Annotated in this window: 10 protein-coding genes; 9 read left to right on the top strand and 1 reads right to left on the bottom strand. The window is 37.9% G+C overall.

Annotation, left to right across the window (positions count from 1 at the left end; genetic code table 11):
* The 8 genes from LACPOB_RS12445 to yjeM form a co-directional block, all read left to right on the top strand.
* On the top strand, positions 1 to 630 hold a 630-nt coding region (locus LACPOB_RS12445), incomplete at its 5' end, for a nucleoside hydrolase (RefSeq protein WP_017867746.1).
* Between the two features lie 413 nt (positions 631 to 1,043).
* Positions 1,044 to 1,655 carry a DedA family protein gene (locus LACPOB_RS0105055; protein ID WP_017867747.1) on the top strand — a complete coding sequence of 204 codons (612 nt, stop codon included), beginning with the start codon at positions 1,044 to 1,046 and terminating at the stop codon, positions 1,653 to 1,655.
* A gap of 646 nt (positions 1,656 to 2,301) precedes the next feature.
* Positions 2,302 to 3,645 (top strand): dihydrolipoyl dehydrogenase family protein, encoded by a 1,344-nt coding sequence (locus LACPOB_RS0105060; protein WP_017867748.1) that lies wholly within the window; start codon positions 2,302 to 2,304, stop codon positions 3,643 to 3,645.
* 217 nt (positions 3,646 to 3,862) lie between these two features.
* On the top strand, positions 3,863 to 4,831 hold the full coding sequence (locus tag LACPOB_RS0105065; RefSeq protein WP_017867749.1) for a thiamine pyrophosphate-dependent dehydrogenase E1 component subunit alpha: 969 nt from the start codon (positions 3,863 to 3,865) through the stop codon (positions 4,829 to 4,831).
* 26 nt (positions 4,832 to 4,857) lie between these two features.
* Positions 4,858 to 5,892, top strand: a complete 1,035-nt coding sequence (locus LACPOB_RS0105070; protein ID WP_017867750.1) for an alpha-ketoacid dehydrogenase subunit beta — start codon at positions 4,858 to 4,860, stop codon at positions 5,890 to 5,892.
* Between the two features lie 14 nt (positions 5,893 to 5,906).
* Positions 5,907 to 7,124 (top strand): dihydrolipoamide acetyltransferase family protein, encoded by a 1,218-nt coding sequence (locus LACPOB_RS0105075; RefSeq protein WP_017867751.1) that lies wholly within the window; start codon positions 5,907 to 5,909, stop codon positions 7,122 to 7,124.
* Positions 7,125 to 7,218: 94 nt separating this feature from the next.
* Entirely contained in the window at positions 7,219 to 7,524 is a 306-nt protein-coding gene (locus tag LACPOB_RS0105080) for a DUF6506 family protein (RefSeq protein ID WP_017867752.1), read from the top strand.
* A gap of 461 nt (positions 7,525 to 7,985) precedes the next feature.
* Positions 7,986 to 9,479 carry a glutamate/gamma-aminobutyrate family transporter YjeM gene (gene yjeM, locus LACPOB_RS0105085; RefSeq protein ID WP_017867753.1) on the top strand — a complete coding sequence of 498 codons (1,494 nt, stop codon included), beginning with the start codon at positions 7,986 to 7,988 and terminating at the stop codon, positions 9,477 to 9,479.
* A 266-nt stretch (positions 9,480 to 9,745) separates the two neighbouring features.
* On the opposite strand, the gene LACPOB_RS0105095 is transcribed toward yjeM, so the two are convergent.
* Positions 9,746 to 10,156, bottom strand: coding sequence for an HIT family protein (locus tag LACPOB_RS0105095; protein WP_017867755.1), 411 nt, complete (start codon positions 10,154 to 10,156; stop codon positions 9,746 to 9,748).
* Positions 10,157 to 10,263: 107 nt separating this feature from the next.
* Here LACPOB_RS0105095 and LACPOB_RS0105100 point away from each other — a divergent pair, with 107 nt between their 5' ends.
* A complete protein-coding gene (locus LACPOB_RS0105100; RefSeq protein WP_017867756.1) occupies positions 10,264 to 11,631 on the top strand; it encodes an aldehyde dehydrogenase family protein in 1,368 nt (455 codons plus the stop codon).
* The last annotated feature ends 28 nt before the right edge of the window (positions 11,632 to 11,659 follow it).

Raw genomic sequence — 11,659 nt, forward strand, 5'->3', positions numbered from 1 at the left:
GGACAACCGATCAAAAAAACAGCAGTGGAAGCATTAAGAGATGAGATCATGGCAAGTAAAGAGCCAATTACATTGATCCCGACTGGTTCATATACTAATATTGCTTTGCTGTTTTCTGAATATCCTGAAGTTAAAGAAAATATCAAAGAAATTATCGCAATGGGAGGTACTTTGTCTAAGGGGAATATGACAAGTGCTGCTGAGTTTAATGTCTTCACTGACCCCCATGCTGCTAAGATCATGTATGACTCAGGGATCCCGATCGTAATGGTGGGACTAGATGTAACGTTAAAGGCTTTGCTGACTCCTGAAACAATGGATAAATTAGGTACAATGGGACGTTCTGGAAAAATGCTGCAAGCTTTAGTTACTCACTATAACGATGGTGATGATAATGGGCATCCAATGCATGACGTGAATACGATTTTTTATTTACTGCATCCTGAAGCTATGACAACTGAAGAAATGTGGGTCGATGTGCAAACAGAGGGTCCAGCAATGGGAGAAACCGTAGGAGATATTCGTGGTGCTTACCATGATGGTAAAACTAACGCTAAAGTGTGTGTTGATATTGATGCTGCAGCCTTTAACAAATGGTTCTTAGAAGAGGTTGCTGCGATCAAGGATTAAATTGGAATAATTTTTATAAGATGAGAGTGAGACAAAAGATGCTTTGAAGCCGATTTGTACCGATGATTGCGTTATTTTGGGCCGTAGCGAAGCGAATAACCAGGATAACGCAATCGTTGTTACAGTAAGGCTTCAATCTTTTGGAACACGTTTAAGAGCCATCGATTTAACCCATTTAATGGGATAGATCGATGGCCCTTTTATAACCGCACAGCTAGTTTTGTCCCAGCTCCATCTTTAGCTTTAATTGTGAAACGATTCGTAATTCAGTTAACGAGTTGTCCGTATTGCTATCTGAAATAAGTGAATTCATCGTAAAATTTTAAAAATTTCTAGTATTAGTACGTAAACATTGTTGATTTATCTTGTACTTGGTATGCTTTCTTTAAACAAACTAGAAATGAGGCAACCATTTGAATACAGAAATGATTACCGCTGCGATCGACCAATACGGGTATTTAGGTGTTGTATTTTTGATCGCTCTTGAGAATGTTTTCCCCCCTATTCCGTCTGAAGTCGTATTAGTTTTTGCTGGCTATTCGACATTGCACACTAATTTAGGAATTTTTGGTGCAACTTTTGCTGCAACTTTTGGCGCTTATATTGGTGCATTGATCTTATATGTTGTGGGTCGTTTTTTGAATGTCGACCAGCTCAAAAGATTTGCGAGTAGTAAAGTTGGTAAGATAATTCGACTTAAAGAAGCTGATATCGATAAGACTGCTTCTTTTTTTAATAAACATGGTGGTTGGACGATTTTATTTGGCCGTTGTGTACCAGTGATCAGAAGTTTGATCTCTATCCCAGCAGGTATGACTAAGTACCCCCTCGGTAAATTTAGTTTATTGACGATCGGTGGAACTTTGCTCTGGAATTTTATTTTGATCAATCTTGGTCATTATGCTGGAAAGGCCTGGCGACAAATGCTGGTTATGATCGATGAATGGCTCTATGTTCTTTTAGCTTTTACGGTCATAATAGTTGTAGTTATTTGGTTGGTCAGGAAAGTGAAGAAAAAAGCATAATTATATTCCCGCTTGGTTTGGACAGACAAACAAAAGCGGTTTTTCTTTGCTCAAAAATATATTAAATCGTGTGCGAAAAACGGTAAATTTTTTCTGATAAGAGCGGGACAAAAGTCGTATTGAAGCCGTTATGTAACCTCGTTTACGTCATTTTTCCCGTAGCAAAGCGCAGGACAGGAATGGAGTAAATGGCATTACATTGAGGATTCAGACTTTTGAAACAAAAATTACAAGCGATAATTTGATTATTTTTAGTAAAAGAAGAGACTGGGATGTTGTTTTGTCCCAGCTTCATTATTAAAACAGAAAAAATGAGAATAATGTTTTTCACTTAGATATGAAATTCATATGACGAATATAGCATGATTTTTAGATATATAAAATAAGTAAAAACCGTAGAAAAATTTATAGAAATTAATTTTATATTATAACAATTTTTCACAAAAGTATGCTATTATGTAATTGTTGAATGCGCTTACAACTTTATTAAAACAAATTTATGGTGATTTTTTAACAACAAAAATCATTTATATAATTATTTTAATTTTGTAATTAAACTATAACCTAATTAGAATAAAAAGACACATTTAATGTAGGGGGTAAGAGCATTAATGAAATCAATTTATGTTAAGGCGGTGATAGATTCATGTATGATTTGATCGTAGTTGGAGCAGGGCCAGGTGGTTATACTGCAGCGATCCGTGCGGCCGAGTTGGGGTTGAAAGTGGGTGTGGTTTCTGACAATATTGGTGGTACATGTATCAACAACGGGTGTATTCCAACAACTGCTTACCTTGAAGCAAGTCGATTGTCTTCTAAAATTGGTCAGGCGGCTGAATTGGGTATCACAACACGAGTCGAAAAGTTTGACCTGCAGGTTTTAAAAGAACGTAAAGACCAAATTTCAATGCAACTACAGATGGGGATCCGTTCTTTATTTAAAAGATATCGTATTGATTTTATTGAGGAACATGGAATGGTTAAAGACTCACAAACTGTGTTAGCGGGTGAAAAAAAGTTAAAAAGTAAAAAGATGTTATTAGCAACTGGTAGTCGCCCGAAAGTTGTTCCCTTTAAGGGGTTAGATCAGGTCAATTATTTGACTACTGAAGATATTTTTTCGTTAACAGAATTGCCCGATAAATTGACGATCATTGGTGGAGATGTTTTCGCAGTTGATATGGCCTTTGTTTTTGCACCGTTGGGAGTTAAGGTCACGGTAGTCGATGGTGCGCCTGATATTTTAGGAACTGAGGATCCGGATGCACGCGAAGTTATAAAAAACGAACTACAAAATATGGGGGTTGAAGTTCATTCTGGTGTAAAAATCAGTGAAATTAAAACAGATCGTGTTTTAAATGATCAAGGCAAAAGTTTTGAATTTGATAAATTATTAGTTGTGACTGGACGGCAAGTAGATTTGGCAGTTGCTGAGTTCTTAGATTTGAAACTAGATGAAAAAAAGCGTCATATTAAAGTTGATCGTCATTATCAAACAAACCTTGAAAATGTATATGCAGTCGGAGATTTGATCGGTGGTTATATGTTGGCCGGAGAAGCGATGGCTGAAGGAATGAAAGCAGCGGCTGCGATCGCTGATCATCCTGAACCACCAGTTGACCGGAACTTGCTGCCTTTATTTTTACACACTGAACCTGAAGTTGCGCATTTCGGATATAGTGAGAAAAAAGCAGCTGAAGAAGGTTATGATGTACAGACATCACTTAGTTCATTGGCCGCAAATGGCCGTAATTTAACTTCTGGTGGGCAAGGATTTGTGAAAATTATTAGTGAAAAGAAATATCATCAGATCTTAGGTGCAGTTGTAGTTGGTCCAGATGCGATCGAAACTTTGCATACGATCATTGCTGTTGTTCAGTGCGAAGGTACTGTTGATGAGTTAAGTGATACGTTGTTTGCACACCCGACTTATTCAGAAGCAATCAATGATGCAGCCAGAGTCTTTTTAGGTAAATCGACAAATAAGTAAGGCTGTACTTTTTATATTAACTAGTTAGATCAACAAGTAGTTTTTTATTAGACAAAAGTAAGTAGGAGTTTGTTGTTAATAGGGGGTCCTATGTAGACAAACGATTGACATTCCACTTAATGAAAGCGATATCAATTTTTATGCTGAAATTAGGTAAGTAAAAATCCGCTAAAGTCCGACACTTACAAGTTGAGCTATATGACTGGAGGTCATGGTAATGAAGAAATTGACATCAGCAAAAGCAAAAGAAGTTTTTGAAAAAATGAGTGATATTCGTAACTTTGAAAATACTTTGCATGATATTTTTGCAAAAGGTGAGATACCTGGTTTTGTTCATCTGTATGCGGGTGAAGAAGCGGTGGCAGTTGGTGTTTGTTCACATTTGACAGATGATGATTACATCACAAGTACCCATCGTGGTCACGGGCATTGTATCGCTAAAGGCTGTGACTTAAAAGGTATGATGGCAGAGATCTACGGAAAAGAAACTGGTTTGTGTAAAGGTAAAGGTGGATCAATGCATATCGCCGATTTAGACAAAGGTATGCTTGGGGCAAACGGTATTGTTGGTAGTGGGTTCCCGTTAGCGATCGGGGCTGGTTTACGAAATCAATATCTGGAAACAAAAGATGTTGCTGTTTGTTTCTTCGGTGATGGTGCTGCTAATGAAGGAAACTTCCACGAATCTATCAATATGGCTGCGATTTGGAATTTGCCAGTAGTTTTCATAAATGAAAATAATACTTTTGCTGAATCAACTCCGCAGCATTATTCTTCAGCTTCTAAAACGATCGCAGAACGTACAGCTGCCTATAACATTCCCGGTGAAAAAGTTGATGGTAAGGACTTTATGGCTGTTTATGAAGCAGCTGGCAAAGCCATTGAACGTGCTCGTAAGGGTGAGGGGCCATCTTTGATTGAATGTCACACTTACCGTGAATACGGACATTTTGAAGGTGACGAACAAACTTACAAATATGATTCTGATGAAGAGAATGCCTTCCATGAACGCGATGATGTTAAAGAATTTCGTGATTATGCTATCAAGAAGAAACTCTTTACTGAAAAAGTTGCCAAAAAGATCGAAGAAAAATCTTTGCAAGATGTCAAGGATGCTGTTGAATTTGCTAAGGAAAGCCCAGCTCCACAGCCAGAGGCACTCTACACGGATGTTTTCGCTGATTAGTTCAAGCAAGCAAGGAGGAAAATATTATGACTAAAATGGCATTTATGAATGCGATCAACCAGGCATTAGATCAAGCGATGGAAAAAGATGACAAAGTTTTTCTAATGGGCGAAGACATTCTTGGTGGAGCAGGCGTCAAACATTTAGAAGAAAAAAATGAAGATGCATGGGGCGGCTGTTTCGGTGTAACTAAAGGATTAGGGCCAAAATATGGTAAAAAACGTGTGATCGATACTCCACTTTCTGAACAGAGTTATATGGGCGCAGCTGTTGGAGCCGCGGTGACCGGTTTACGTCCAGTCCCAGAATTGATGTTTAGTGATTTTATTGGCGTATCCTTTGACTCATTACTGACTCAAGGTTCAAAGATGCGTTATATGTTTGGTGGTAAGGCTAAATTACCTTTAACTGTACGGACAACTGTGGGTGCTGGTGCTAGTGCTGCGGCACAACATTCAGGTGCTTATTATGGTATTTTTGCTTCGATCCCTGGGATCAAAGTTGTTGTACCTTCAAGCCCCTACGATGCTAAAGGTTTATTACTTTCATCCATTGAAGAAGATAATATCGTAGTCTTTTGTGAAGATAAAACTTTGTATGGTGTTAAAGGTGAGGTTCCGGAAGAATACTATACGATCCCACTTGGAAAAGCCGCGGTCAAACGTGAAGGTAAAGATTTATCTATCGTCACGATCGGTAAAATGGTTTCTGTTGCCTTAGATGTTGCTGATAAGCTGTCAGATCAAGGCGTTGATGTTGAAGTTATCGACTTGCGGACTGTAGCACCATGGGATGAAGAAACAGTGATCGATTCTGTGAAGAAGACCGGACGTTTGATTGTGATCGATGAGGCTCAACCACATAACAACACTGCGACAGATATCGCTGCGACAGTAACTGATAAAGCTTTTGATTATTTGGATGGACCAATCAAACGGGTCACCGCGCCTAACACACCAGTGCCATTTGCAACTAATTTAGAGCAAGCTTATATACCAAGTGCTGATCGTGTGATTGAAGAAGCTGCGGAGATAATTGACGATTTGAAAAATTCGAAATAAAAGGGGGGACTAACATGGCTACAGCGATCACAATGCCAAAACTTGGCCTCACGATGACTGAGGGTACAGTTGAGGAGTGGACGAAAAACGTTGGCGACAAGGTCGAACAAGGCGAGGTTGTCGCACGTATTAGTTCCGAAAAATTGACATCAGATATAGAGGCTCCAGCAAGTGGAACACTCTTGAAAATCATGGTTCAAGAAGGTGAAAATCTTCCAATCAAGCAAAATATGGCATATGTTGGAGAAGAAGGCGAAGAGATCCCAGAAGGCGCACAACCAGTTACAATGCCAAGTGCAAAAGCAGAGCCAGAAGAAAAAGTAGCGGCAGCAACAACACAAGGACCTCCAGCTAGAAAACCAGGCGAACGGATCTTTGTTACTCCATTAGCACGTAAAGTTGCACAAGAAAAAGGTGTCGACTATTCATTAGTTACGGGGACTGGTGGTAATGGTCGAATTACACGGCGAGATGTTGAACGTTATGCGGCTAATAAACCAACAGAACCGGCACCTAGTCAAACTCAAACCGCTGCTGTGCCTCAATGGGGTGCAGGTTTAAGTGGTATGCGCAAGGCTGTTGCGACAAATATGATGCAAAGTGTCAATACGACTGCACAAGTTACTTTGCAGCGTAAAGTAGACCTTCAAGCTTTGATGGAATTTAGAACTGATATTAAAGCTAAAGCTGGTGACTTGAATGATGGCCAAATGAGTATTAATACTTTAATTACGCGGGCAGCTATCTTGGCATTACAAGATACACCACAAATGAATAGTAACTATGCCGATGGTAAACTGACACGGGTTGATTCGGTCAATATTGGTGAAGCAGTTGGCCTAGCTGAAGGTTTGATCGTACCAATCGTTAAAAATGCACAGAATATGAATTTAACAGTACTTGGCCGTGAACTGAAGCATCTAGCTGATTTAGCCCGTGAAGGCGGCTTGACACCTGATCAAATGACAGGTGGTACATTTACAGTCACAAACATGGGTAAAGAAGGGATCGAGTACTTTACACCAATCATTAATCCACCAGAAATTGGGATTTTAGGTGTAGGTACGATGCTTAAAGAATTAACTTTGAATGAAGATGGACAAATTGGAACAAAATCAACTTTACCACTTAGCTTGACATTTGATCATCAAATTATTGATGGTCAGCAGGCTGCTCAATTCTTAGGCAAAATTGTAGAAAATCTACAAGATCCATACAAACTGATTTTGTAGTTAACTAACTTGTTGTGATATCTCATTTAATAAGTGTAATAAATCAGGCGTTTTGAAATTAAAGTATGTGACAAAAAAATGTGAGGTCATTGAAATGGATCAACTACAAGCGGGCTTTATTTTTCTAGCTCCAGGTGCCGATTATCAAACTGACCATCAGTTGGTTGAAACACCAGGGGTAGCTTTAAACGTTTATGGCGCAAAAGACTATGCTGATGCAATTAAGGCAGCCAAGGAAATGGAACAAAAAGGTGTTAAATCTTTAGAACTCTGTGGTGGTTTTGGAATCATTGGAACGGCTAAGATAAAAGAAGCAATCGGTCAGGACGTTGTTGTCGGAGTTGTCCGCTTTGATAATCATCCAGGTTTAGAAAATCAAAGTGGCGACGACCTCTTTTAATCACTTCTCTTAACATGTACCAAAGACAGCTTGACAGTAAATTCTGTGAGGCTGTCTTTTTAATGAATAAAAATAACCCGGGAAATAATGAAATGAGTTTCTATTCTTTAGAAAATTAGTCAGTTTTTAACACGATTAAAAAATATTTATCTTTAAAAAGACTGATATTATAGTGTATAGGTTTTATTGATTGATGATCTTGAGATTTTACCATTAAATATGCATTGCAAAAAAATAATAAAAATCTTCATTTATAAACTTTATGCTATTAAAGTGCTATACTTTTCAACATGTTATGAATAAAAATACATAATATGCTGAATAGTCTGAATAAAATATCAGCTGCTTGTAAGTCAGCCACGAGGACTTTAGTTTTAAAGTAAAGCCAAGTCTTGCTGAATTTTTCAGATTATAGTAGAGACGTAATGTTTCACTGAGATTTTTGTTAGGGGAGTTACTTTTTGGAAAATATACATAAAATCAAAACTAAAGCATTAGTAATGATGATTTTTTCATCGATCTTTGGTTTTGCTAATACAACTGTTGCTTATTATCAAATGGGTTATGCTAGTATTTTTTGGTATATTTTAGCAGCTTTGTTCTTCTTTTTACCTAGTTCATTGATGTTTGCTGAATATGGTTCTTCTTTTAAAGAAGCAAAAGGTGGGATCTATTCTTGGTTGGAAGGTTCGATTGGTGAAAAGCCAGCATTTATTGGGACATTTATCTGGTTGTCTTCTTGGGTTATTTGGTTAGTTTCCACTTCTTCTAAAGTTTGGATCCCGTTGTCAGCTTTAATTTCTGGTCATGATTCAACTCAATCTTGGAGTTTGTTTGGTTTAAGTTCAACACAAACGATTGGGATATTAGGGATCCTATGGATTTTATTTGTTGCATTTACTACTACTCATGGTGTTGATTTTGTGGCCAAGTTTTCTTCACTTGGTGGAGCTTGTATCATAATTTTGGATATTATTTTCTTAGTTGCTAGCTTAGTAGTTTGGATCGGTAATGGTGGTGCTTTAGCACAGCCGATCGAAGGTGTTTCGAGCTTTTTTCAATCACCTAACAGTGATTTTGGTAGCACATTGGCTTTGGTCTCCTTTGTGATTTATGCAGTCTTTGCATATGGTGGGATGGAATCAATGGGCGGTATCATGGATGATATTGAAAAACCTGAAAAGACCTTCCCGAAAGCTTTGATCATTTCTACTGTTATTATTACAGTCGGTTATGCTTTAATGATCTTCCTTTGGGGGATCAGTAGTAACTGGGCTTCTGATTTAGGTGGTTCTGAAGTAAATTTGGGTAATATTACCTATGTCTTGATGAATAATTTGGGGGTCGAACTTGGTAGTGCATTAGGACTATCACATTCTACTGGTTTGATATTGGGAAATATTATGACTCGTTTTGCTGGGATCGGTATGTTTATGGGATATTTAGGTGCATTTTTTGTTTTGATCTACTCACCGATCAAGTCATTTATTATCGGCTCAGATCCACGTTTATGGCCAGCTAAGTTAACCAAAATGAATAAACACAATATGCCTGCAAATGCTATGTGGTTACAAACAACTATCGTTGCTGTCTTTATTTTCTTAGTTTCTTTTGGCGGCTCTGCTGCACAAAAGTTCTATACTATCTTGACTGATATGGCTAATGTGTCAACCACATTTCCTTATTTGTTCTTGGTTGGTGCTTTTCCTTTCTTTAAGAAACGCAAAGATTTGGATCGTCCATTCGAGATTTATAAGAATCGAACTTATACTAATGTGATCGTGGCAATTATTTTGCTGATTTTAGCCGGTGGGATCATCTTTACATGTATCCAACCAATTCTTGAACATGATTACCAAACTGCTTTTTGGACAATGATCGGGCCAATTTTCTTCGGTATTGTTGCTTGGACCTTCTATCATTTTTCTGAAAAGAAATTGGTTAATGAGGAATAAATTTAAAAAATCAAAAAATTGAAATAGTGTGTTTAAATCTTTTGAAAAATTTGAATATAACAAAAAAGCCGATCAATTGATCGGCTTTTTTATGTATGAAATGAATTGTGGCGCTGGGAACATAGAGCGAATGCTACATTTCCAGGCGTATATCGAACCACCCTTGGTCCTCGTAAAATACAGTATAACACTAAATGAAAGAGTATGAAAATTACAAAAATATTACATTTTAAATATAGCAAAATACACTTCTCTATTTTTTGTGATTATCGGACGTCTCTATCATTTATTTTTAAATTAGCGTAAGTTTCATCTAATGAAATAGTGCTGCCAGGAAGTTTAGGCCATGCATTGATGCCGTCATTTGCTTGGCGTAATAATAAGTGAAAGTGAAGGTGTTCAACCGATTGGCCAGCAGTTTTGCCATTTGCATTTAGTAAATTGATCCCCGCAAAACCCTGGTTAAGAAAAGTCTGTGCGAGTGATCTAATAACCTTAGTTAAGTGACTGAGTGTTTCATCATTGCATTCCATAATATTGGCTATATGTTTTTTTGGTAATACAAGTAGATGGTAATTCATGTCTTGCGCGGTATCTAAGATCACTAAAGTTTGTTTATCTTCCCATATTTTTCGACTCGAGATCTCTTTTTTGATAATTTGGCAGAAGATGCACATTATTCATCAACTCCTTTCAAGTGTACAATCAAAAAATTGGTGTTATGGTTAGGATAAATTTTATCATAATGATAACGAGTTGTTTACGTATAAGGAGGTAATTATAAATGAGCTATGCAGCAATTAATCCATTCAACGGTCAGAAGATCCGAGATTTTGATAATGTAACTGACCAACAACTAGAAGTTATTTTAGATCAGGCGCAAGGTTTTTATGAAGCCTCACAAAAACAAGATGTTGAGGAAAGGACGGAATTTCTCAATGGATTAGCGAATGAATTTGAAAAAAATAGTGAAAAATATGCGCGTATTTTATCGACTAATATGGGTAAGTTATTGGTGGAAGCACGTCAAGAAGTAGCTAAAACGGTATCTTTTGCACGTTATTATGCTAAAAATGGAGTCGATCTGACGCAGCCGCAACCCTATAATGACTTGCCTAATGGGCAAGCCCAGGTTGAAATTTCTGGTACAGGGATCATTCTAGCGGTGGAACCATGGAACTTTCCTTACGCCCAGGTCATGCGTGTCTTGGCACCTAACTTTATCTTAGGTAATCCAGTGATTTTAAAACATGCTAGTATTGTTCCAGAAGCAGCTTTAGCCTTCCAGGAGGCGTGTGATAATGCTGATTTACCGTTGGGCGCATTCACAAATGTTTTTGCTAACTATGATCAAATCGATCATATCATTGAAGATCCGCGCGTCCAAGGGGTGGCCTTAACTGGCTCTGAAGGTGCTGGGCGTAAAATTGCGGCTAGTGCTGGCCAAAATCTAACCAAGTCAACCATGGAGTTAGGTGGGACTGATGTCTTTATAGTTCTAGATGATGTTGATATCACTAAGGCTGCAAAGGACGCAGCAAAAGCACGCTTAACCAATGCAGGACAGGTTTGTACGGCAGCCAAACGTTATATTGTTTCTTCTAAGATCTATCCTGATTTCTTAGATGCACTAAAAGAAGAGTTTGCCAAATACCAAGTAGGCGATCCGCTAGATGAAAATACTACCCTAGCACCACTTTCGTCTAAAGATGCACAACAACAATTACAAGCTCAAGTAGAAAAGGTTATTGCTGGTGGTTCTGAGGTTTTGTATGGTGATCTAACACCAAATGAAGGCGACGGTGCAGGTTTTTCACCATTGATCTTAAGCGGTATGGAACAAGATAATCCAATGTATGAAGAAGAATTATTTGGACCAGTGGCACAAATTTATCAGGCACAAAGCGATGATGAAATTGTTAAAATCGCCAATAATTCACGACATGGTTTGGGTGGAGCGATTTATACTAAAGATATTGAACGTGGTAAAAAGATTGCTTCACGGATCGAAACTGGTCAAGTTGCGATCAATTCTATTTTAAGTTCACAAGCTGAAGTGCCATTTGGTGGTGTGAAAGATTCGGGTTATGGTCGTGAGTTAAGTGATTGGGGTATTTACGAATTTGCTAATGTAAAACCTGTAATGTACTAAATAAACGAGAGCGAGACAAAAGATGCTT

The organism is Ligilactobacillus pobuzihii E100301 = KCTC 13174 (assembly GCF_000349725.1).
Lineage (GTDB): Bacteria > Bacillota > Bacilli > Lactobacillales > Lactobacillaceae > Ligilactobacillus > Ligilactobacillus pobuzihii.